Here is a 21,734-nt window from a genome sequence, read left to right on the forward strand (position 1 = left end):
GGACGGCCCGGCTCCCCCGCGCGGGGAGCCGGGCCGATCCGAAAGCGTTACTTCTTCTTCGCGCGGCGCGCGGCGCGGTTCGTGCCGGCCGCGTTGTCGGCGGCGGCGCCGAAGGCGCTCTGCGGGGCGGTGCGCGGTGCCTTCGCCTCGCTCTGCGCCGCGCGCTGCACCTGTCCGCGGTCGTTGCGCACCTCGATGTCGCCGTCCTCGCTGGGGGCGGAGTACTCGAGCTGCTGCGGGCCCTGCTCGCCCAGGCCCTGGGCCTCGACCTCGGCCGCCTCGCCGTCGCCGGCGCGGCGCACCTGGACCTCGAGGTGGAATAGGAAGCCGATGGCCTCCTCCTTGATCTGGTCCATCATCGACTGGAACATCGCGTAGCCCTCGCGCTGGTACTCGATGAGGGGGTCGCGCTGGGCCATGGCCCGCAGGCCGATGCCGTCCTTGAGGTAGTCCATCTCGTAGAGGTGGTCGCGCCAGCGGCGATCGAGCACCTGCAGCACGACGCGTCGCTCCAGCTCGCGCATCGCGGTCTCGCCCAGCTCCTGCTCGCGCTTCTCGTAGGCGATCTTCGCGTCGCTGATGAGCTCGCGCTTGAGCGCCTCGGCCGTGATGCCGCCCTTGCGCCCCGCCGCTTCGGCGACGACCTCGTCGATCGTGACGCCGATCGGGTACAGGGTCTTCAGCTCGGCCCACAGCGCGTCGAAGTCCCAGCCCTCGCTGTGGCCCTCGGACGTGTGCTGGTCGACGACCGACGTGATCGCGTCCTCGAGGAAGTGCTGCACGCGATCCTTGATCTCGTCGCCCTCGAGGATGTGCCGGCGGTCGCGGTAGATCGCCTCGCGCTGGCGGTTGAGCACGTCGTCGTACTTGAGGACGTTCTTGCGCGACTCCGCGTTGCGCGACTCGATCTGCGACTGCGCGCTCTTGATGAGGCGGCCGACGATCTTCCAGTCGATCGCGACGTCCTCCTCGACCCCGCGCGCGAGCAGCGCGTCGGTGCCGCCGCGCTGGAAGCGGCGCATGAGGTCGTCCTGCAGCGACAGGTAGAAGCGGCTCTCGCCGGGGTCGCCCTGGCGGCCGGAGCGTCCGCGCAGCTGGTTGTCGATGCGGCGCGATTCGTGGCGCTCGGTGCCGAGCACGTAGAGCCCGCCCGCCTCGCGCACCTGCGCCGCCTCGGCCTCGACCTGGGCCTTGACCTGCTCGAAGACGGCGTCCCACTCGGCCTCGTACGCCTCGGGCGTCTCGTTGGGGTCGAGCCCCTTCTCCTTCATCTGCTGCACCGCGAGGAACTCGGCGTTGCCGCCGAGCATGATGTCGGTGCCGCGGCCCGCCATGTTCGTCGCGACCGTGACCGCACCGAGGCGGCCGGCGCGGGCGACGATCTCGGCCTCGCGCGCGTGGTTCTTGGCGTTGAGGACCTCGTGCCGGATGCCCTTCTTCGACAGCAGGCGCGAGAGGTACTCGCTCTTCTCGACGCTCACGGTGCCGACGAGGATCGGCTGACCCTTCTCGTGGCGCTCCGCGATGTCCTCGACGACCTGGGCGAACTTGCCCTGCTCGGTCGCGTAGACGAGGTCGGGCTGGTCCTTGCGGGCCATCGGCTTGTTCGTCGGGATCGGGATCACGCCGAGCTTGTAGGTCGACATGAACTCGGCGGCCTCGGTCTCGGCCGTGCCCGTCATGCCCGAGAGCTTCTCGTAGAGGCGGAAGTAGTTCTGCAGCGTGACGGTGGCCAGCGTCTGGTTCTCGGCCTTGACCGGCACGCCCTCCTTGGCCTCGATGGCCTGGTGGATGCCCTCGTTGTAGCGGCGCCCCACGAGGATGCGGCCCGTGTGCTCGTCGACGATCATGACCTCGTCGTTCATGACGACGTAGTCGGTGTCGCGCTTGAACAGCGCGAGCGCCTTGATCGAGTTGTTCAGGAACGAGATCAGCGGGGTGTTGGCCGACTCGTAGAGGTTGTCGATGCCGAGGTAGTCCTCGACCTTCTCGATGCCCGCCTCGAGCACGCCCACCGTGCGCTTCTTCTCGTCGACCTCGTAGTCGACGCCCTCCTCGAGCGTGCGGGCGATCTTGGCGAACTCGTTGAACCAGCGGTTCGCGTCGCCCTGGGCCGGGCCGGAGATGATCAGCGGGGTGCGGGCCTCGTCGATGAGGATCGAGTCGACCTCGTCGACGATCGCGTAGAAGTGGCCGCGCTGGACGATGTCCTCCTTGCGCCAGGCCATGTTGTCGCGGAGGTAGTCGAAGCCGAACTCGTTGTTCGTGCCGTAGGTGATGTCGGCGGCGTACTGCTCGCGGCGCTCGGCCGGCTTCTGGCCCGACACGATGATGCCTGTCGTCATGCCGAGGGCGCGGTAGACGCGGCCCATGAGCTCAGCCTGGTACGAGGCGAGGAAGTCGTTGACGGTGATGACGTGGACGCCCTTGCCGGCGATCGCGTTGAGGTACGCCGGCATGGTCGCCACGAGGGTCTTGCCCTCACCGGTCTTCATCTCGGCGATGTTGCCGAGGTGCAGGGCGGCACCACCCATGACCTGCACGTCGTACGGCCGCATGCCGAGGGTGCGCTTTGCCGCCTCGCGGACCGCGGCGAACGCCTCGGGCATGAGCTGGTCGAGCGTCTCGCCCGCCTCGTACCGCGCGCGCAGCTCGGCGGTCTCGTTCCGCAGCTCCTCGTCGGTGAGCGACTCGTAGTCCTCCTCGAGCGCGCCGACCGCTCGCACGACCTGCTGCAGCCGCCTGCGCACGCGCCCTTCACCGGCGCGGAGCAGCTTCTCGAAGGGGTTCGCCACGTGACATCTCCTCGTAGGTCGCGACGCGCTGCGCGCCGCCGCCCGCGCCAGCCGGCACCGGGCATACAGAGGCCATCGTATCCGCCCGTCCCGGGGGCGGCGTCAGCCCCTTCTCAGCGGCACGGGATTCCCGGACGATCGGGAAATATGCACGCAACATCGATCGTTTACCATCTGTACGTTCACCGTTCCCCTCCGCGTCGCCGACGCGGAGCGCGGGAATGGCCTTCCGGGCCCGCCTTCCGGCCCCCGCTTCCGGCGCAGCGCGGCGCCGGAGCACTGTCGATCGCGGCCCCGGCCGCCAGCAGATCTCCGAGGTGATGTGATGACGTTTCTGAACACCGAGCACCCGTCGCAGGACGACGTGACCCGCCGAGCGACCGCCGCGGGCGCCCACCCGCGGCCCGTGACGGGGCTGCCGCACCTCGTCGAGTCGATCACGCCCGCCGAGGCCGAGGCGGCCGATCTCCTCGCCCTCGCCGAGATCCTCGAGCACGCGGGCCTGGCGCCGCTGCTGCTGCGGCGCTCCAGCGGCCGCCCGGCCCTGGCCGTCGCCCACGCCGACCGCGACACGGCGCTCGCGGCGCTCGACCGCGCGGCGGCCGAGGCCCCGTGGGCCGCGCGCCGCCCCGGCGGCCGCCTGCTGCCCCTCGGCGGTGGCGCCGCGCGCGCGTTCGGCCGGCACGACGTGGCCACGCTGTTCCGCCCGCGCGTGGTCCCCGGCGCGCGGCCCGAGACGGTGTCGCCCGCCGGCATGCTGCGCTACGGGCACGAGACGGGCATCCGCCTGGAGTTCTGGCGGTTCGAGGGCGACCAGGTCATCGCCCCTCGGCCGAACGCCCTCACCCGCCGGCACATGGACGCCGAGGACCTGGCGTTCGAGACCGTGGAGCGCTACGGGCGGTCGTGGCGCACGATGCGCGGTATGTTCACACCCCTGGCCCACGAGTTCACCGAGGACGTCGACATCGTCTTCTCGTGGGTGGACGGATCCTCCAGCGAGTTCCAGCGCAAGCGCGCCGAGCGGATGGGCGCCTACGTGGTCGGCGACGGCGACGACCACGCCGCGCGGTTCCGGCAGGTCGACGAGCTGCGCTACGCCCTGCGCAGCGTGCACATGTTCGCGCCGTGGATCCGCACCATCTGGATCGCGACCGACAGCCCCGCGCCCGCATGGCTGAAGGAGCACCCGAAGGTGCGCATCGTGCGCAGCGAGGAGTTCTTCGCCGACCCGACCGTGCTGCCCACGCACAACTCCCACGCGGTCGAGGCGCAGCTGCACCGCATCCCCGGCATCGCCGAGCACTTCCTCTACTCCAACGACGACATGTTCTTCGGCCGCCCGGTGCGACCCGAGCTGTTCTTCACCGCGTCGGGCCTGACGAAGTTCGTCGAGTGCGACGTGCGCATCGGCATCGGCCCCTCGCGCACGCACCGCAGCGGTCACGACAACGCGGCGCGGGTGAACCGCGAGGTGCTCGAGAGCCGCTTCGGCCGGGTGATCACGCGCGACCTGCAGCACTGCGCGACCCCCCACCGGCGCAGCGTGATGTTCGAGCTCGAGCGCGAGTTCCCCCAGGAGTTCCGCCGGACGGCGGCCGCGCGCTTCCGCAGCGCGACCGACGTGTCGGTCACGAACTCGCTGTACCACTACTACGCCGCCTTCACCGGTCGCGCGCTCGCCACCACGGTGCCGCGCACCCGCTACATCCAGACCACCCGCGCCTCGGCGCTGGCCCGGCTGGAGCAGCTGCTCACGCGCCGCGACGCCGACATGTTCTGCCTCAACGACGGCAGCGTTCCGGAGATCCCCGAGGAGCTGCGCGAGCGGGTCGTGCGCGACACCCTCGAGGCGTACTTCCCCGTCAAGGCGCCCTGGGAGCGCTGAACCTCAGCGCAGGACGGGGATCGGCTCCGTCGGCGGCGCGATCTGGTCGGCGCGGACGCGGGCCGTGGACTCCGGGATCACCACGCCCGCCTCGGCCAGGCGCCGGCGCGTCTCGGCCGCGGGCGTGAACTCCGCGGCGGGCGCGTCGCTGAACGGGACGACCGAGTGGACGACGGTCTCGTCGTAGACGTGCACGAGGTTGTAGGACTGCGCGCCGTCGCGCGGGGCCATGCCGCCGTCCGCGACGCCGAGGTCCTGCGTGTAGCAGCTCGAGGAGGCCACGGAGACGGGGATGCCCGCGAACGTCGCCGTCGTCGAGAAGTGCACGTGACCGGCGAGGATCGAGCGGACGTCCGTGCCGCGCAGGACCCGGGCCAGCCGGCGCTGATCGCGCAGCTCGACGACCGTCGCCAGGTCGAGCACGCAGGGCACCGGCGGGTGGTGCATCGCGAGGATCGTGCCGTGGGGCGCCGGGATCGCGAGCTCCAGCTCGAGCCACTCCAGCTGCGCGTCGCTCACCTCGCCGTGATGCGCGCCGGGCACCGAGGTGTCGAGCACGATCAGCCGCAGCCCGTCGATGTCGTGGACGGCGTCGACCGGGTCGGTGCCGGACTCGCCCAGCAGCTCGCGGCGGAAGCCGTCGCGGTCGTCGTGGTTGCCCATCACCCACACCAGCCGCGCGCCGAGGCGGCGGGCGGCCGGCTCGACGATCGCCCGCAGCTGCGCGTACGCCTCGCGCTCCCCCAGGTCGACGAGGTCGCCGGTGAACACGATCGCGTCCGGCCGGGCGCCCGACGCTTCGACCTGATCGAGGATCCGCCGCACGTGCGCCGCGGCGTCGATGTCGAACACACCGCCCTGAGCGCGCAGGTGCGTGTCGCTCAGGTGGACGAGCAGATGACTCGGGTGCGAGTACTCGGCGATGCGCGCCGAGGCCATCTCAGCCATGGCCCCTAAGGTACCTGCGCCCGGCGACATGGTCGCCGACGCGCCGCCGTCTTTGCGTGAACATCCGGCGAACTCTGCGCGGCGGACGTCCCCTCCCCGCGATGTGCCTATGCTCGACACATACATACCCGGAAACCCTTTGCGAAGGAGCGCCATGTCGGTGCGTCAGAGCCTGCTCGCCATCCTCGACCAGGGGCCGTGCTACGGCTATCAGCTGCGGGCGGAGTTCGAGCGCCGCACGGGCGCGACGTGGCCGGTCAACGTGGGCCAGATCTACAACACCCTCGAGCGCCTCGAGCGCGACGGCCTGGTCAGCCGCGACGAGGCCGACGATCAGGGGCACGTCTTCTGGCGGATCACCGCCGACGGGCGGGCGGCCGTGGCGGCCTGGCTCTCGGCGCCCGTCGTCCGCGCGCCGGGCGCGCGCGACGAGCTGGCCGTCAAGCTCGCGCTCGCGGCGACGCTGCCGGGGGTCGACGCGGCCGAGATCATCCGGACGCAGCGCCGAGCCGCCGATGCCCAGCTGGCCGCGCTGCGCGACGAGGGCCGCAGCGACGCGTCGCCGGACGGCCCGGAGGCCCTGGCCCGCTCGCTCGTGACGGACGCGATGATCTTCGCCGCCGAGGCCGAGGTGCGCTGGCTGGATCACGCGGAGCAGCGGCTGCGCGCGCACCCGCGGCACGCGTTCGAGCTGGCGCTGGCGAGCGAGCGGCCCCGGCGGGGACGGCCCGCGAAGGTCCGCGCGTGACGCCGCGCCCGGCCCGCGTCCGCGGCGCCCATCAGACCCACAGCCCGGCGGCGGATCGGCACCCATAGGATCGAGCCATGGCGGGTTTCTGGGGCAGGCGCAGGCGCGAGGCGGACGAACAGCAGGCGGCCGAGGACGCCTCGCTGGCGCGGCGCGCGCAGGCGGCGCTGGTGGCGACGGATGAGCGCATCCGATCCACATCCGATGAGGTGGCGTTCGCCGTCGCCGAGCTCGGCGAGGGGCCGACGGTCGATGTGCGCGCCGGTCTCGAGGCGGTGCGCAAGCACATGGCGGAGGCGTTCCAGCTGCATCAGCTGAACCACGACGACATCCCGGACACCCCCGAGGAGCTGCGCACGCGCAACGCGCGGATCGTGCAGCTGTGCGAGTGGGCCGAGGACGTGCTCGACGAGCGCACCGAGAAGCTCAAGGCGGCGATCGACAAGGTGCGCCAGGCGCCGCAGATCCTCGACGGCGTGGTGCGGGAGGCCGAGGAGCTGCGCGCGCGCATCCCGGCCACGCGCAGCACGGTCGAGCGGCTCTCGTCGCGCTACAGCGCCGGCGCCCTGCAGCGCATCGCGTCGAACCCCGACGAGGCCGAGCAGCTGCTCGAGTTCGCCGTGCACACCGCCGACGTCTCCCGGCGCCGCCGCGAGGCGCGCCGCACCGAGGAGGCGCTCGTCGCCCTCGAGACGGCGACCGAGGCCGTCCGCCGCGCCCGCACGATCATCGAGGGCGTCGAGGACTTCGAGATCGAGGCCATGCGCGCCCAGTCGACGCTGGCCGACGTCGTGGCCGACTCGCGCGGCGACCTCGTCGACGCGCGCACCGCGCCGCAGCGCCCCGAGGTCACGGCGGCCATGGCCGCGCTCGAGCAGGCGCTCGCGGCCCTTCCCGGCCCCGGCACCCCGAGCGACCCGTTCGAGGAGCTCGGCAAGCTGCGCGAGGCGAACGCGGCACTCGAGGCGGCGGTCTCGAAGGCACGCGAGCGCGCCGCCCGGCCGGTGCCGTCGGTCGAGCACGTGCGGCACGAGCTCGACTCCGCCGACCGCACGATCGGCGTGGCGAACAGCCTCATCAGCGGCCACCGCGGCTACATCGGCGCCGACGCGCGCACCCGCCTCGCAGAGGCGCAGCGGCTGCGCCTCGACGTCGACCGGCTCATTCCGTCCGAGGACACCCGCGAGGAGGCGCTGAACCTCGCCCGCCGCGTCGGGCAGCTCGCCCAGGAGGCGCTCCAGCTCGCGCAGCGCGACATCGATCAGGACCGTCCCGACGAGTGGGGCGGCTGGGGCGGTCGCGGGGGCGGACGCCGCGGCGGCTACGGCGGGGGCGGTGGCGATCTCCTGGGTCCCGTGGTCGGCGGCCTGCTGCTCGGCGGCCTCATCGGCGACATCTTCGACTGACGCGCGGCCGTCAGCTCTGCGGGCGGAGTTTGGCGACGCCGTGGCGTGCCGGTTCCCCCGGCTCCGCCGCGGTGTCCGGCGAGACCCGCGATCCGCCTTCGGTGTCGTCGGAGCCCGGGTAGTCGGGCTCGTCGATCTCGTCTCCCTCGCGCTCCTCCTTCGGGGGCAGGTGGTCGAGGGGCTTCTTGATGTGCTCTCGATCGGTCATGCCGCCAGGCTCCGTCATCCGGACGCTCCCCGTGAGGGGCTTGCGCTGGGCGCCCCGCCGTGCTCGCAGGTCGTCATGCACGGACGGCACGTTGCCCTCGATGAAGCGTCTCTTCTTCTCGTGGCTCCACCCCTGGATGCGCTTCTCCCACGCGAAGGCCTCCTCGACGCGTTCGAAATGCTCGCAGAAACGGCATCTGCGCCGCTCCGTTCGGACACCGAGTGGTGGCACGCACGGGCGGAGCCCCGGGCCGGTGACCGGGTCGGTCAGCCGCGTCCGGGGCTCCGGGTCGGTGGACGTCAGATCATGACGCGAGGCGCTCCTCCTGCGGCGGCGCCTGGGTGGTGAGCGAGATGACGCCGTAGTCCCAGCCGCGGCGGCGATAGACGACGCTCGGGTGATCGGTGCGGGCGTCGATGAACAGGAAGAAGTCGTGGCCGACGAGCTCCATGCGATCGACGGCCTCCTCGACCGTCATCCACTCCGCCTCGAAGTTCTTCGTGCGGATCACGACGGGCGAGTACTCCTCCTCGGTCTCGCCCTCGACCACCGGGATCTCGCCCGTCGCGACGGCGTGCAGCACGTCGGCGGGCACGGGCTGGACATCGAGCCCCGCGAGCGATCCGGAGTTCTTCTCGAAGTGCGCGCCCTTCGGCCGCGCGCGGCCCGTGACCCTCTTGTCCTTGGCGCGTCGGACCTGCTCGACGAGCTTGTCGAGCGCCTGATCGAGGGCGACGAACTTGTCACCGTCGCGCGCCTCCGCGCGGGCCGTGGCCGTCTTGCCCGTGAGGGTGAGCTCGACCTTCTCCTCCTCGACCCGGCTGCGATGCACGTCGTGGGTGACCTTGACGTCGAGGGTCAGCGCCCTCGGGGCGATGTTCGCGATGCGCTCGGACTTCTCCTCGACCACCGTCCGGAAGCGATCACTGATGCTCACGCCGACTCCCGAGATGTTGATGTCCATCTGAGCCTCCCTCTCCGGCCGAGCCCCGCGGGGCACGGCCCCTGTCTGGTGCCCCCACGGTAGCCCCGGGCCGACGCGATGTCACCACCCAAAAACCGATGCGTCTCCGATGAATCCGCCGCGTTCCGGGCCCGCCGAGGCGAGGGCGGCCGCCCCGACGACGCGCGCCCCGGCCGAACTGAGTGCTCGCGCCGCCTCGGTGAGTGTCGCGCCCGTGGTGACGACATCGTCGACGAGCACCACCGCCGGAGGCGCCGCGCCGCGCACGCGCATGGCGCCGGCGACGTTGTCGAGGCGCTGCGCCCGCCCCAGGGCGCGCTGATCCTCGACGCGGCGGGCCCAGGCGAGCGCGCGCACGGTCGGCACGCCGGCGCGACGCGCCAGCAGCTCGGGCACGCGATACCCGCGCCGACGGAACGCCGCGCGCGAGGTGGGCACCGGCACGGCGACCACCGGCCCGCCCGGCGCCGCGGCCGCGAGCGCCGCGCGCATCGCCGGCGCCAGCGCGCGGGCGAGGTCCGTGCGCCCGCGCTCCTTGAGCGCGCCGATCGCCGCCGCCGCGACGTCCTCGTACGCCAGGCCCGCGTGCACCTCGAGCCCGCCGGGCAGCCGCCGGCGGGCGACCGCCGGAGCCAGCGCCGCCCGGCAGGCACCGCACAGCGCGAGGCCGGGATCGCCGCAGCCGGGGCAGACCACGGGCAGCAGCAGCGACAGGGCCCCGTCGAGGGCGGAGCGCACGGCGGAGGAGGCGGTCACCCCGCCAGCCTGAACCCGCGTCGGCGCCGCGTCACGGGCTGTGGACGGCCCGGACCCCCGCCACGGCCTGTGAGCGACCGCCCCGCTGGACGAGCCGCGCGTCAGTCGGTCGGTGCCCCCACGTCGGTGGCGAGCACCGCGATGCCGGGCTGCGCCTCCACCCACGCCGACACCCGGCGCGTGTAGAGCACGCCGTTCGCGTCGAGCAGCCGGATCGGCGACCCCGACGTGCCCGTGGAGATCCCGGCCGAGGTCGCGGGGCCCGACATGCGGGTGCCCGGCCCACCGATGCGCTGGTCGATGATCTCCCGCTCCGCGCCGTCCTGGGCGACGATGCCGACGGAGGTGTCGTCGAGCCACTCCACGTCGATCCCGGGGCCGTCCAGCACCGTGAGGAGCGAGGCGTCGCCGAGCGCCGTCGGCACGCCCTCGCCGTCGCGGACGATCGGCGCGATGAGGGCGAGCGGGGTGCCGCCCGCGGCGGTGACGAGCATCGCCATGCGCGTGCCGTCGCGCGAGACGGCGATCGACTGCACCGTCGCGCTGGTGACGGTCTCGGTGCGCGGGAAGTCGGCCTCCAGCACCACCGTGCCGTCCGAGGCGTACACCCGCAGTTCGTCGGGGGCGCTCGCGGGCACCGCCCACGCATAGCCGTCGGGGTCGAGCGCGGGCTCGATCACTCCCTGGCGCTCGTCGAGCACGTGCACCGAGCCGTCCGCGATCACGCTGCGCACGATGCCGTCGGCACCGTGCACGAGCGCCCACGACCGGTCGACCGACACGGCGATCGATCGGGGCGCGGGGCTGCCGTCGAAGGCGCCCACGAACCCCTCGACGGCGTCCGAGAGCCCGTCGATCCGCTCGATCTCGCCGCCCTCGAGGAATCCGAAGGCGCCGTCGAGCTCCTCGCCGCCCAGCACGAGCGCGCGCGCGTCGGGGCGGGTGGGCTGCGGATCGAACTCCTCGGCGGACAGCTCGGCGGTGCCCACGCGGATGCGCACGGTCTGTGCCCCCAGCCCCGCGAGCGTCGCGGTCAGCTGCGTGCGCATGTGCGAGATCCGCTCCGCGTCGACGTCGCCCAGCCGCGGCCCCTCGAGCGCGACGTCGGCCATGCCGTCGTCGTCGATGAGCGCGCCGCCCTCGGCGAGCGAGGTGCCCTCCGGGAACGCCGTGCGCGCCGCGCCCTGCAGCCGCGCGCCGGGGCCGAACAGCAGCTCCGAGGCGAGCTTCGAGGGCCGCATCGACGCCTCGGGGTACCAGCGCACGTCGGGCACGAGGTAGCGCCCCGTGGCGTCGTAGTAGTACAGCGCGTAGTCGCTGTAGACGTTCGGGAAGTAGTCGCGGTCGAGCACGATGCCCTCGGGCGCCTCGGCGATGCGCCATTCGCCGTCGGAGCGCTGCTCGAGCCGGTACTCCTGCACCTGCGTCGGCGTGAGCGACGTCACATAGCTGCCGCGCGCGTCGACTGTGGCGACGGCCTGCGTGCGCAGGCTCACGACGTTCTCGGACTCCAGGCGGTCCGCGTCGTACACCCGGGCGCTGGGGACATCGATCACCACGGCCGTGCCGGGCGACCAGTCGTCGGCGAAGTCGGCCGTGAGGAACTCGCGCGCCGTGGCCCAGTCGCCGGCCGGGCTCGTGGCGGCCTCGACGAAGCCCTGCACGATCTGCTCCGGGGTCGCCTCGGGCGCCGGGCCCTCGGGGTAGTACAGGAAGTCGTCCTCGGGCACCTCGTCGGCCGCGAGGCCCGGGTTCACCGGCCCGCTCGTGGGCAGGCCGGCGCACGCGGTCAGCAGCAGCGCGGCCGTCACCAGCCCGGCGGCGGCGCGGATCATCCGGCGCATCACGACTCCTCCCCCGCGACATCGGGCACGACCTCGTCGTCGCGCGGCTCCAGCGGCACGGGCGAGGACAGCAGCTCCACGCCCGGGGTGCGCGGCAGGGTCAGCACGAAGTTCGTGCCCCGGCCCAGCGCCGACCACACCTCGAGCGCGCCGCCGTGCAGCTTGGCATCTCCCAGGGCGATCGACAGGCCCAGGCCCGTGCCGCCGATCGTGCGCTGGCGCGAGGGGTCGGCGCGCCAGAAGCGGTCGAACACGCGCTGGCTGTCGTCGGGCGACATGCCCATGCCGTAGTCGCGCACGCCCACGGCCACGGCGTCCTCGTCGCTGTCGACGGTGATGACGATGGGCCGCCCCTCGCCGTGCTCGATCGCGTTGCCGATGAGGTTGCGCAGGATCCGGCGGATGCGGCGCGGGTCCATGTCGACGGGCGTGAAGCCGCCGGGGGTAACGACGCGCAGCTCGGTGCCGTGCTGCTCGGCCAGCGGACGCATCGACTCGACGACCTCCTCGGTCAGCTGCGCGAGCGAGCGGGCCTCGGTCGCCAGCTGCGCCGATCCGGCGTCGTAGCGGCTGATCTCGAGCAGGTCGGTGAGCAGCTCCTCGAAGCGCACCACCTGCGTGTGCATGAGCTCGGCCGAGCGCGACTCGAGCGGCCCGAACTCGGAGCGGGCGTCGTTGAGCACGTCGGCGGCGAGCCGGATGGTCGTCAGCGGCGTGCGCAGCTCGTGCGACACGTCCGACACGAAGCGCTGCTGCACGAGCGAGAGCTCGGCCAGCTCGGCGATCTGACGCTCGATGCTGTCGGCCATCTGATTGAACGAGCTGCCCAGCACGGCCAGCTCGTCGTCGCCGCGCACCTCGATGCGGGCCTTCATGTCGCCGGCCGCGAGGCGCTGCGTCGTCTCGGCGACCTCGACGATCGGCTCCGTCACCGAGCGCAGCACGAGCCACGTGACGAGCCCCATGATGAGCACGAGCACGATGCCGGCGATCCACAGGGTGCGCTGCACGAACGTGAGCGTCTGGGCCGACTCGCTGAGGTCGTAGCCGAAGTACACGCCGTAGCCGCCCACGCCCGGCAGCACCAGCTGCTGGCCCACGACGAGCCCCGGCACGGCGTCTCCGTTCGCGTCGCGCAGCTCCACCGACTGCCACCACTGCCCCGCCGCGGAGCTGTTCACCCGCTCGCGCAGGCCGTTCGAGATGAGCTCGGGCGGCAGGTCGCGGGCGGCCTGGTTCTGCGGCGCGATCTGCGAGGGGGTGTTGTCGACGCGGAACCACGCGATCGTGGAGGTGCCCGACTGCTCGATCATCGTCTGCTTCGCGCGCGACATCAGGCCCTGCAGCGCCGAGCGCTCCAGGTCGACCTGCTCCGCGTCGAGCTCGGACTGGGCCGCCGTGATCGCGCGGCTGGCGTCCTCGAGCGCCTCCTTGCTGCGCGACTCGAACAGATCGGTCTGGATCTGCGCCGCCATCCAGACGCACGCGATCGTGATCGCCACGACGGTCGCCGCGACGGCCACCGTGGTCGTGCGGAACTGCAGCGACCCGCGCCAGAGCCGCCGGATCGTGGCGCCCCACACGCGCGGCCGGCGCACGCTCGCGACGACGGTCGACGCGGTCTCGACGATCCGCGTCGCACCGGTCTCGGCGGCGCCGACGGGGGCGGAGGGCGGGTTCACGGGCATGTGCGCGCCCGCCCGATCAGGTGACGGCGCCGGCGCGGTATCCGACGCCGCGCACCGTCATGACGATCTTCGGGTCGTCCGGATCGATCTCGACCTTCGACCGCAGGCGCTGCACGTGCACGTTCACCAGGCGCGTGTCGGCCTTGTAGTGGTAGCCCCACACCTGCTCGAGCAGCATCTCGCGCGAGAACACCTGGTTCGGCTTGGTGGCCAGCGCCACGAGCAGCTCGAACTCGAGCGGCGTGAGGGGGATGAGCGTGTCGCCGCGGCGCACCTCGTGCGCGGCGACGTCGATCACCAGGTCGCCGACGCGCAGGTTCTCGGTGGTCGGCTCGGCCGTCGGGCGGAGGCGGGTGCGGATGCGCGCGACGAGCTCCTTCGGGTTGAACGGCTTGACGATGTAGTCGTCGGCGCCGGCCTCGAGTCCCGACACCACGTCGGCCGTGTCGCTGCGGGCGGTGAGCATGATGATGGGGACGCCCGACTCGCGGCGGATCTCGGTGCAGATCTCGATCCCGTCCTTGCCCGGCAGCATGAGGTCCAGCAGCACCAGATCGGGTCGCTCGTCGCGCCACGCGTCCACGGCCTGCGTGCCGTCGGCGCAGAAGGCGATGTCGAAGCCCTCGGTCCGCAGGACGATGCCGATCATCTCGGCGAGGGCGGTGTCGTCGTCGACCACGAGAATTCGGGCTGTCACCCGGCCAGCGTATCCGACGGCCCCCCGCATCCGACGGCATTGTGAAACGATGGGCATGCAATCGAGGTGTGACGGGGAGGCGCCGTGAGCGGCACGACATCGTGGACGCCGGCGCCGCGCGGCGGACTCATCCCGCTGCAGCCGCTCGGCTTCAGCACGATCCTGGGCAAGTCCTTCGCCGCGCTGCGGGGCAACCCGAAGGTGCTGCTCGGCTTCGCGATGCTCGTGCAGATCGTCTCGTCGGTCGTGGCGATCGTCGTGATCGGACTCGTCACGTACGCCACGTTCTCGCGCATCGACACCGCGGCTCCCGAGGACGTCTCCGCCATCGCCGCCGGGTCGACGCTCATCACGGGGGCCGTGTCGATCCTCGTGACCCTCGCGATGGGCTTCCTCAGCGTGGCCGTGCAGGCCGTCGTGATCGGCGAGGTGTCGTTCGCCGCCCTCGGCGAGCGCGCGACGCTGGGCGCGATCTGGGCGCGCGTGAAGCCGTCGTTCTGGCGGCTCGTGGGGTACTTCGCCCTCACCCTGCTGGCGGTCCTGCTGGCCAACGGTCTGGCGATCGCGCTGATCGTCGGGCTGGCCGCGGCGGGCGGCGGGGCCGGGGCGCTCACGGGCGTGGGCGTGCTCTTCATCATCTCGCCGGGGCTCATCGCGCTCGCCGTGTTCGTCGCCGTCAAGCTCACGGTGGTACCGTCGGCGATCGTGCTCGAGCGCGTGGGCGTGTTCCGCGGCATCGCCCGCTCGTGGGCGCTCACCCGCGGCCGGTTCTGGCCGACGTTCGGCGTGGTCGTGCTCATCTCGCTCATCATGGGCATCGCCTCCTCGATCGTCACGACGCCCCTGTCGATCCTGGGCGGCCTGCTGGGCACGCTCATCGCGCCCACCGGCGGCGAGGAGGCGATCATCGTCTCGACGGCGGTGGGGACCTTCGCGGGCGCGGCGCTCGTCTTCCTCATCGCGTCGATCAGCCTCGTGGTGCAGGCCACCTCGGCCTCGCTCATCTACCTCGACCTGCGCATGCGCAAGGAGGGCATCGACCTGCGCATGCAGCGCTACATCGAGCGGCGCGACGCGGGCGACTCCGTGCTGGACGACCCCTACGCCTACGACCCGAACGCGGTCGCGCCGTGGCGGCCGCCGACGACCGCGCCCGCCGGCCCGGCCCCGGGCTACCCCGGCGCGGCACCGTACGGGCAGCAGCCGTACGGGCAGGCCCCGGCGTACGGGCAGCAGCCGTACGGACAGCAACCGGGGTACGGACAGCAGCCGTACGGGCAGCAGCCCGTGTACGGACAGCCGCCGGTCCCCGCCGGCCCGGTTCCGCCCTACGCCCAGCCGTACGCCCCGCCGGCGCCGCAGCCTGCCCAGCCGTACGCCCCGCCCGCGCCGCAGCCGCCGGTGCCGTACGGGCAGCCGCAGCCGGCCGCCGCTCCGCCGTACGGGCAGCAGCCCCCGGCTCCCCCGGCCCCACCGCTGGCGCCGTTCGTGCTGCCGCCGCTCGACGGCGACCCCCAGCGCGGCACCTCGAGGGGTGACGCCTCGTCGTGATGCCGTTCGAGATCCCGGTGACGCCCGGGCCCGACGAGGCCCGCGAGTGGGCGGAGCGCGAGCTGGCCGATCCGGTCTACGACGCCGCGCAGCCGACGTTCATCGATCGCATCGCCCAGGCCATCGGGGATTTCCTCACGCAGCTGCTCAGCGGCCCCGTCGGCGGCGGCTGGAGTCCCCTGCTCGGGCTCATCGTGCTGCTCGTCATCGCGGGGCTCGTCGTGGGCGGCCTGCTCATCTGGGGCCGCCCGCGGCTCGCGCATCGTGTGAGCGACGGGTCGTCGGCGCTGTTCGGCGACGACGAGACGCGCACGGCCGCGCAGCTGCGGGCCTCGGCCGCCGCCCACGCCGAGGCGGGGCGCTGGGACCAGGCCGTCGCGGAGCGGTACCGCGCCCTCGCACGCGGCCTCGAGGAGCGCGACGTGCTCGACGCCCTTCCCGGCACGACCGCCCGCGCCCTCGCGACGCGCGCCGCCGAGTACTTCCCCGGCCAGGCCGCGGGCCTGCAGGCGGGCGCCGCCGCCTTCGACGACGTGCGCTACCTGCGCCGCCGCGGCACCGCCGAGATGTACGCGGCCGTGGCGGCGACCGACGACGAGATCGCCCGCACCCGCCCGTCCCACCTGCCCGACGCCCTGGCCCCCGAGGGGGTGGGCGCGTGACGGCGCTGGAGGCGCCCGCCGAGCCCGGCGCGCCCTCGCGCGCCCGGCGGGCGTGGGCCTGGGTCGTGCTCGTCGCCGGCGTCATCGTGATCGGCAGCCTGCTCGCGCTCATCACCGTGCCCGAGTGGCGCGACAAGGGGGTGCTCGATCCCGAGGGCCCCGGTCCCGACGGGGCGATGGCGCTCGCGCGGATGCTCGAGGACCAGGGCGTGGATCTCACCGTCGCGCGCACCCGCGGCGAGGCCGCGGCCGCGCTGACCGGCGGGGCGACCCTCGCGATCGGCCCGACGCTCTTCCTCTCGGACGCGGCGCTGCGCGACATCGCCACCTCGGCCGAGCGGACCGTGCTCCTCGACGCCGGCGCCCGCGACGCCGAGCTGTTCTTCGGCGCCACCGATCCCGCGGGCGCAGCCGCCGGCGCCGTCGCGCCCTCGTGCGACCTGCCCGCGGCCGAGCGCGCGGGCGAGGTCGAACCGGGCCGCCTGTTCGCCCGCGGCGACGCGGCGACGGCCTGCTACCCGGGCGGCGACGGCGGCTTCGGGATGCTGGCGGGCGAGGCGGACGGGACCGACATCGTCCTGCTCGATGCGGCCTCGCTCTTCGCCAACGATCGCCTGGCGACGGGCGGCAACGCGGCGCTCGGTCTGAACCTCCTCGGCGAGGACGAGCGCCTCGTCTGGTACGTGCCGAGCATGGTCGACATCGATCCGGCCGACGCGCCCGACACGCTCGGCTCGCTCACGCCGCGGTGGCTCACCCCCGCGATCGTGCTGCTCCTGGCCGCCGTCGTCGCCGCCGGCGTGTGGCAGGGGCGCCGCTTCGGGCCGCTCGTGGCCGAGGACCTGCCCGTCACCGTGCGCGGCAGCGAGACCCTCGAGGGCCGCGCCCGCCTGTACCAGCGGGCCGCCGACCCGCGCCATGCCGCCGATCTGCTGCGCCGCGGCGCGATCGCCCGCCTCGCCAAGCGCCTCGCGCTGCCGGCGAGCGCCACCGCCGAGGAGGTCGCCGCCGCCGCCGCGCTGCGGATCGGCCGCCACCCGTCCCGCATCCTCGAGACGCTGTCCGAGCAGCCCGCCTCCGACGCGGACCTCGTGGCCTTCGGCGAGCGCCTGCGCGAGCTGGAGACCGCCGTGGAATCCCCTGGCCCCTCCGAAAGGAACGCCCGATGACCGACATCCCTCCCCGTCCCGACCTGCCGCCCGCCCAGGCCGCTCCCCGCGACGAGCAGACCGACCTGCGTCAGGCGATCGCGCGCGTGCGCGACGAGGTGGGCAAGGCCGTCGTCGGTCAGGAGGGCGCGGTGAGCGGGCTGCTCATCGCGCTCCTCGCCCGCGGCCACGTGCTGCTCGAGGGCGTGCCGGGCGTGGCCAAGACCCTCATGGTGCGCACCTTCAGCCGCGCCCTGGGGCTCGACACCAAGCGCGTGCAGTTCACCCCCGACCTCATGCCGGGCGATGTGTCGGGCTCGCTCATCTACGACGCGAAGTCGGGCGAGTTCGAGTTCCGCGAGGGGCCCGTGTTCACGAACATCCTGCTCGCCGACGAGATCAACCGCACGCCTCCCAAGACCCAGTCGGCGCTGCTGGAGGCGATGGAGGAGCGCCAGGTCTCGGCCGACGGCGTGACCCGCCCGCTGCCCGACCCGTTCCTCGTGTGCGCGACCCAGAACCCCATCGAGCACGAGGGCACCTACACGCTGCCCGAGGCCCAGCTGGACCGCTTCATGATCAAGCTCGTCATCGACGTCCCCCAGCGCGACGCGGAGGTTGCGGTGCTGCGCAGGCACGCCGACGGCTTCTCGCCCCGCGCCCTGACCGATGTGCGCGCGGTGGTGTCGGCGGCGGAGATCCGCGCCGCCCAAGACGCCGCCGCTCAGGTGACCGCCACCGACGACGTGCTCGCCTACATCGTGGACCTCGCCCGCGCGACGCGGCAGAGCCCGTCGGTGCAGGTGGGCGCGAGCCCCCGCGCCTCGACCGCGCTGCTGGCCGCCGCCAAGGCCTGGGCCTGGCTCGGCGGCTACCCGGCGATCACGCCCGACCACGTGCAGGCGATGCTCGTGCCGGTGTGGCGCCACCGCATCCAGCTGCGCCCCGACGCCGAGATCGAGGGCGTCTCGGTCGACGCCGTGCTCCACTCGGTGCTGCAGCAGACCCGCGTCCCCATCTGATCGATGTACGTCTCGGGCCGTCTGCCGATCCTCGTCGCCGTGGGCGTCGTCCCCGTCGTGCTGCTGAGCGCGCTGGGGGCGCAGCCGTGGCTGCTCGCGCTCGGCTGGCTCGCGGTGTGCGGCGTGCTCACGGCCGCCGACGTGCTGCTCGCGCCCGACCCGCGCGCCCTGCGGGTCTCGCGCGAGGTGCCGCGGCGCGTGTCGCTCGGCGAGAGCGCGCTCACGCGCGTGCGCTTCGGCAACCCCACGCGCCGGCGCATCCGCGGTCTCGTGCGGGACGCCTGGCAGCCCACCGCGGGCGCGCCGACGCAGCGCCAGCGGATCGACGTGCCGCCGGGCGAATCGCGCACGATCGCGGTGCCGCTGCGCCCGCGGCGCCGCGGCGAGCTGCGCAGCGAGTTCCTCGTGGTGCGCTCCCCCGGCCCCCTCGGGATCGCCGGCAGCCAGAAGCGGATCGTCCACGCCGGCGCGATCCGCGTGCTGCCGCCGTTCCGCGCGCGCAAGCACCTGCCCAGCCGGATCGCCCGGCTGCGCGAGCTCGACGGCAACACGAGCGTGCAGGTGCGCGGCCAGGGCACCGAGTTCGACTCGCTGCGCGAGTACGTCCGCGGCGACGACGTGCGCTCGATCGACTGGCGGGCCACCGCGCGCGCGTCGACCACCATGCTGCGCACGTGGCGGCCCGAGCGCGACCGCCACGTCGTGATCCTCATCGACACCGGGCGCACGGCCGCGACCCGCGTGGACGACGGCACGCGCCTCGAGGCCGCATTCGAGGCGGCGCTGCTGCTCGCCGCCCTCGCCAACCGCGCCGGCGACCACGTGCATCTCGTCGCCTTCGACCGCGTGGTGCGCGCGCGGGTGACCGGCATCGACGGGCCCGCGCTCCTGCCGGCGCTCATCGATGCGCTGGCGCCGGTCGAGGCGCAGCTGATCGACACCGACTGGGACGCCGCGTTCGCCCAGGCCCGCGCGCTGTACGCGCGCCCCTCGCTGTTCGTCGTGCTCACGGCTCAGGAGGCGCCCGACGCCTCGCGCGGCTTCCTCGGCACGCTCCCGACCATGGTCCGGGCCGGCACCGTGGTGCTCGTGGGCACCGCGACGGACGGCGGCCTGACGACGATCGCGCGGACCCGCGGCGACGTCGACGCGCTCTACCGCGCGGCCGCCGCCGAGGCCACGCTCGCGTCGGCCGGGCGCGTGACCGCGGCGATCGAGCGCGCGGGCGCCGAGGCGCTGTCGGACGATCCGGAGTCGCTCCCGCCGCGCATCGCCGATCGCTACCTCGCGCTGAAGAAGGCGGGCCGGCTGTAGCGGCGAGCCGCGCCCGGCGAGCGCCGCGAGTTTTTCTGAATGACTCAAATCAAGTAGACTCGGGGCGATGATCCCCGACGTCCACGACGGCGTTCGCGACGAGGCCTTCGACGCGACGCAGGCACTGCGCGCCACCGGTCTGCGCGTGACCTCGCAGCGCATCGCCGTGCTCGAGGCGCTCGCCGGACGGCCCCACGCCGCGGTCGACGAGCTGCACGCCGCGGTGAGCGAGCAGATCCCCGGCATCGCGCTGCAGACCGTCCACGGCATCGTCAACGACCTCACCGACGCCGGCATCGCGCAGCGCGTGAGCCTGCCGGGAGCGCCCAGCGCGCTCTACGAACTCGGCCGCAACGACAACCACCACCACCTGCAGTGCGTCGTGTGCGGCAAGGTCGAGGACGTCCCCTGCGTCGTCGGCGCGGCCCCCTGCCTGCACCCCTCCCACGATCACGGCATGCGCGTCCTCGAGGCGAGCGTGACGTTCCGTGCCATCTGTCCCGAATGTGAAAGGAACGGCAATGGCTGACATCTCGTACACCACCACCCAGACCGGAACCCCGGTCGCGAGCGACGAGTACTCGCTCACCACCGGCCCGGACGGCGTCACCGCGCTGCACGACCGCTACCTCGTCGAGAAGCTGGCGTCGTTCAACCGCGAGCGCGTGCCGGAGCGCAACCCGCACGCGAAGGGCGGCGGCGCGTTCGGAACGTTCACCGTGACCGAGGACGTCTCGGCCTACACCCGCGCCGCGGTGTTCCAGCCCGGCGCCGAGGCCGAGGTGCTGCTGCGCTTCTCGTCGGTCGCCGGCGAGCAGGGCTCCCCCGACACGTGGCGCGACGTGCGCGGCTTCGCGCTGCGCTTCTACACCACCGAGGGCAACCTCGACATCGTGGGCAACAACACCCCGATCTTCTTCCTGCGCGACGCCATGAAGTTCCCCGACTTCATCCACTCGCAGAAGCGCACGGGCGCCTCGGGCCTGCGCAACGCCGACATGCAGTGGGACTTCTGGACCCTCTCGCCCGAGTCGGCCCACCAGGTCACCTACCTCATGGGCGACCGCGGCCTGTCGAAGTCGTGGCGTCACCTCAACGGCTATGGCTCGCACACGTACCAGTGGGTCAACGCCGCGGGCGAGCGCTTCTGGGTGCAGTACCACTTCATCTCGAAGCAGGGCGTGGAGCACATGTCGGCCGCCGACGCCGAGCGCATCGCAGGCGAGGACGCCGACTACTACCGTCGCGACCTCTACAACAGCATCGCGGCCGGCGACTTCCCGACCTGGGAGGTCAAGGTCCAGGTCATGCCCTACGAGGATGCGAAGACCTACCGCTTCAACCCGTTCGACATGACCAAGGTGTGGCCGCACGCGGACTACCCGCTCATCAAGGTCGGCGAGTTCACGCTCAACCGCAACCCGCAGAACTTCTTCGCCGAGATCGAGCAGGCCGCGTTCTCGCCGGGCAACCAGGTCCCGGGCACCGGCATCTCGCCCGACAAGATGCTCATGGCGCGCGTGTTCTCGTACCCCGACGCGCAGCGCTACCGCATCGGCACCAACTACAACCAGCTGCCGGTGAACCAGCCGCACGCCGCGCCCGCCTTCACGTACATGCACCAGGGCAACATGGCGTACCACTTCAACTCGGCCGACACCCCCGTGTACGCCCCGAACTCGTTCGGCTACCCGCACGCGGCGCCCGAGCGTGCCGTCGAGGCGTCGTGGGAGGCCGACGGCGAGCTGGTGCGCAGCGCCTACTCGCTGCACAGCGAGGACGACGACTTCGGCCAGGCCCGCACCCTCTACAACGACGTGTTCGACGAGGGCGCCAAGGACCGCTTCCACGAGACGCTGGCCGGCCAGTACTCGGCGCTGACGGTCGAGGCCGTCAAGGAGCGCTTCTTCTGGTACTGGGGCCAGGTCGACGAGAAGATCGTCGCCGGCATCAAGGCCAAGCTGGCCGCGCAGGGCGCGAACGAGGCCGACCCGATCGGCTACGAGGCCGTCACGGCCTGATCGACACCACCCGGAAGGGGCGGACGGGATCATCCCGCCCGCCCCTTCGTCGTGTCGACACGCGATCGGGGAAT

General features: G+C 73.0%; 18 protein-coding genes. 10 read left to right on the top strand and 8 right to left on the bottom strand.

Annotated features, from left to right (window positions below):
- Positions 1 to 47: 47 nt before the first annotated feature.
- Positions 48 to 2,795: a preprotein translocase subunit SecA gene (gene secA, locus E3O41_RS09605; RefSeq protein WP_067026199.1), complete on the bottom strand. Its 2,748-nt coding sequence runs from the start codon at positions 2,793 to 2,795 to the stop codon at positions 48 to 50.
- A gap of 325 nt (positions 2,796 to 3,120) precedes the next feature.
- On the opposite strand from secA, the gene E3O41_RS09610 reads away from it, so the two are divergent.
- On the top strand, positions 3,121 to 4,683 hold the full coding sequence (locus tag E3O41_RS09610) for a stealth family protein (protein WP_135012297.1): 1,563 nt from the start codon (positions 3,121 to 3,123) through the stop codon (positions 4,681 to 4,683).
- A 3-nt stretch (positions 4,684 to 4,686) separates the two neighbouring features.
- Here E3O41_RS09610 and E3O41_RS09615 read toward each other — a convergent pair whose 3' ends face one another.
- Positions 4,687 to 5,631, bottom strand: coding sequence for a phosphodiesterase (locus E3O41_RS09615; RefSeq protein WP_067026201.1), 945 nt, complete (start codon positions 5,629 to 5,631; stop codon positions 4,687 to 4,689).
- Positions 5,632 to 5,785: 154 nt separating this feature from the next.
- Between E3O41_RS09615 and E3O41_RS09620 the strand changes: the two genes are divergently transcribed.
- Together E3O41_RS09620 and E3O41_RS09625 are read left to right on the top strand one after the other, a co-directional pair.
- Positions 5,786 to 6,379 (top strand): PadR family transcriptional regulator, encoded by a 594-nt coding sequence (locus E3O41_RS09620; protein ID WP_067026203.1) that lies wholly within the window; start codon positions 5,786 to 5,788, stop codon positions 6,377 to 6,379.
- A 77-nt stretch (positions 6,380 to 6,456) separates the two neighbouring features.
- On the top strand, positions 6,457 to 7,785 hold the full coding sequence (locus tag E3O41_RS09625; protein ID WP_067026205.1) for a hypothetical protein: 1,329 nt from the start codon (positions 6,457 to 6,459) through the stop codon (positions 7,783 to 7,785).
- A gap of 10 nt (positions 7,786 to 7,795) precedes the next feature.
- On the opposite strand, the gene E3O41_RS09630 is transcribed toward E3O41_RS09625, so the two are convergent.
- The 6 genes from E3O41_RS09630 to mtrA all read right to left on the bottom strand — a co-directional run bounded on the left by E3O41_RS09630 (position 7,796) and on the right by mtrA (position 13,942).
- Positions 7,796 to 7,993, bottom strand: coding sequence for a hypothetical protein (locus tag E3O41_RS09630; RefSeq protein ID WP_067026206.1), 198 nt, complete (start codon positions 7,991 to 7,993; stop codon positions 7,796 to 7,798).
- 304 nt (positions 7,994 to 8,297) lie between these two features.
- Positions 8,298 to 8,957: a ribosome hibernation-promoting factor, HPF/YfiA family gene (gene hpf, locus E3O41_RS09635; RefSeq protein ID WP_067026208.1), complete on the bottom strand. Its 660-nt coding sequence runs from the start codon at positions 8,955 to 8,957 to the stop codon at positions 8,298 to 8,300.
- 81 nt (positions 8,958 to 9,038) lie between these two features.
- Positions 9,039 to 9,713, bottom strand: coding sequence for a ComF family protein (locus E3O41_RS09640; RefSeq protein ID WP_067026210.1), 675 nt, complete (start codon positions 9,711 to 9,713; stop codon positions 9,039 to 9,041).
- A 101-nt stretch (positions 9,714 to 9,814) separates the two neighbouring features.
- The gene (locus tag E3O41_RS09645; protein WP_135012299.1) at positions 9,815 to 11,557 is read right to left on the bottom strand and encodes an LpqB family beta-propeller domain-containing protein; all 1,743 of its coding nucleotides are present in this window, start codon (positions 11,555 to 11,557) and stop codon (positions 9,815 to 9,817) included.
- Positions 11,557 to 13,245 carry an MtrAB system histidine kinase MtrB gene (mtrB, locus tag E3O41_RS09650; RefSeq protein ID WP_083990929.1) on the bottom strand — a complete coding sequence of 563 codons (1,689 nt, stop codon included), beginning with the start codon at positions 13,243 to 13,245 and terminating at the stop codon, positions 11,557 to 11,559. Before mtrB ends, E3O41_RS09645 begins: the two co-directional genes overlap by 1 nt.
- 16 nt (positions 13,246 to 13,261) lie before the next feature.
- Positions 13,262 to 13,942 carry an MtrAB system response regulator MtrA gene (mtrA, locus tag E3O41_RS09655; RefSeq protein ID WP_083990930.1) on the bottom strand — a complete coding sequence of 227 codons (681 nt, stop codon included), beginning with the start codon at positions 13,940 to 13,942 and terminating at the stop codon, positions 13,262 to 13,264.
- Positions 13,943 to 14,026: 84 nt separating this feature from the next.
- Between mtrA and E3O41_RS09660 the strand changes: the two genes are divergently transcribed.
- From E3O41_RS09660 to E3O41_RS09690, 7 genes are all read left to right on the top strand, one after another.
- Positions 14,027 to 15,493: a DUF7847 domain-containing protein gene (locus E3O41_RS09660; protein ID WP_067026215.1), complete on the top strand. Its 1,467-nt coding sequence runs from the start codon at positions 14,027 to 14,029 to the stop codon at positions 15,491 to 15,493.
- Positions 15,493 to 16,155 (top strand): DUF4129 domain-containing protein, encoded by a 663-nt coding sequence (locus E3O41_RS09665; RefSeq protein WP_067026218.1) that lies wholly within the window; start codon positions 15,493 to 15,495, stop codon positions 16,153 to 16,155. Before E3O41_RS09660 ends, E3O41_RS09665 begins: the two co-directional genes overlap by 1 nt.
- On the top strand, positions 16,152 to 17,324 hold the full coding sequence (locus tag E3O41_RS09670; RefSeq protein ID WP_067026220.1) for a DUF4350 domain-containing protein: 1,173 nt from the start codon (positions 16,152 to 16,154) through the stop codon (positions 17,322 to 17,324). The genes E3O41_RS09665 and E3O41_RS09670 overlap by 4 nt, the downstream gene beginning before the upstream one ends.
- On the top strand, positions 17,321 to 18,325 hold the full coding sequence (locus E3O41_RS09675; protein WP_067026222.1) for an AAA family ATPase: 1,005 nt from the start codon (positions 17,321 to 17,323) through the stop codon (positions 18,323 to 18,325). The genes E3O41_RS09670 and E3O41_RS09675 overlap by 4 nt, the downstream gene beginning before the upstream one ends.
- Before the next feature lie 3 nt (positions 18,326 to 18,328).
- The gene (locus tag E3O41_RS09680; protein WP_067026224.1) at positions 18,329 to 19,639 is read left to right on the top strand and encodes a DUF58 domain-containing protein; all 1,311 of its coding nucleotides are present in this window, start codon (positions 18,329 to 18,331) and stop codon (positions 19,637 to 19,639) included.
- A 67-nt stretch (positions 19,640 to 19,706) separates the two neighbouring features.
- Positions 19,707 to 20,168 (top strand): Fur family transcriptional regulator, encoded by a 462-nt coding sequence (locus E3O41_RS09685; RefSeq protein WP_067026225.1) that lies wholly within the window; start codon positions 19,707 to 19,709, stop codon positions 20,166 to 20,168.
- Entirely contained in the window at positions 20,161 to 21,660 is a 1,500-nt protein-coding gene (locus E3O41_RS09690; protein ID WP_135012301.1) for a catalase, read from the top strand. The genes E3O41_RS09685 and E3O41_RS09690 overlap by 8 nt, the downstream gene beginning before the upstream one ends.
- Positions 21,661 to 21,734: the final 74 nt, after the last annotated feature.

Origin of the sequence: Microbacterium sediminis (genome assembly GCF_004564075.1) — a bacterium.
GTDB classification, from domain to species: Bacteria; Actinomycetota; Actinomycetes; order Actinomycetales; family Microbacteriaceae; genus Microbacterium; species Microbacterium sediminis.

What these genes read in the sequence shown, in the direction of transcription:
- E3O41_RS09610 (WP_135012297.1), top strand. Translation starts at nt 3,121, where the DNA reads ATGACGTTTCTGAACACCGAGCACCCGTCGCAGGACGACGTGACCCGC.
- E3O41_RS09615 (WP_067026201.1), bottom strand. Translation starts at nt 5,631, where the DNA reads ATGGCTGAGATGGCCTCGGCGCGCATCGCCGAGTACTCGCACCCGAGT.
- E3O41_RS09620 (WP_067026203.1), top strand. Translation starts at nt 5,786, where the DNA reads ATGTCGGTGCGTCAGAGCCTGCTCGCCATCCTCGACCAGGGGCCGTGC.
- E3O41_RS09625 (WP_067026205.1), top strand. Translation starts at nt 6,457, where the DNA reads ATGGCGGGTTTCTGGGGCAGGCGCAGGCGCGAGGCGGACGAACAGCAG.
- E3O41_RS09630 (WP_067026206.1), bottom strand. Translation starts at nt 7,993, where the DNA reads ATGACCGATCGAGAGCACATCAAGAAGCCCCTCGACCACCTGCCCCCG.
- hpf (WP_067026208.1), bottom strand. Translation starts at nt 8,957, where the DNA reads ATGGACATCAACATCTCGGGAGTCGGCGTGAGCATCAGTGATCGCTTC.
- E3O41_RS09645 (WP_135012299.1), bottom strand. Translation starts at nt 11,557, where the DNA reads ATGCGCCGGATGATCCGCGCCGCCGCCGGGCTGGTGACGGCCGCGCTG.
- mtrB (WP_083990929.1), bottom strand. Translation starts at nt 13,245, where the DNA reads ATGCCCGTGAACCCGCCCTCCGCCCCCGTCGGCGCCGCCGAGACCGGT.
- E3O41_RS09665 (WP_067026218.1), top strand. Translation starts at nt 15,493, where the DNA reads ATGCCGTTCGAGATCCCGGTGACGCCCGGGCCCGACGAGGCCCGCGAG.
- E3O41_RS09675 (WP_067026222.1), top strand. Translation starts at nt 17,321, where the DNA reads ATGACCGACATCCCTCCCCGTCCCGACCTGCCGCCCGCCCAGGCCGCT.
- E3O41_RS09680 (WP_067026224.1), top strand. Translation starts at nt 18,329, where the DNA reads ATGTACGTCTCGGGCCGTCTGCCGATCCTCGTCGCCGTGGGCGTCGTC.
- E3O41_RS09685 (WP_067026225.1), top strand. Translation starts at nt 19,707, where the DNA reads ATGATCCCCGACGTCCACGACGGCGTTCGCGACGAGGCCTTCGACGCG.
- E3O41_RS09690 (WP_135012301.1), top strand. Translation starts at nt 20,161, where the DNA reads ATGGCTGACATCTCGTACACCACCACCCAGACCGGAACCCCGGTCGCG.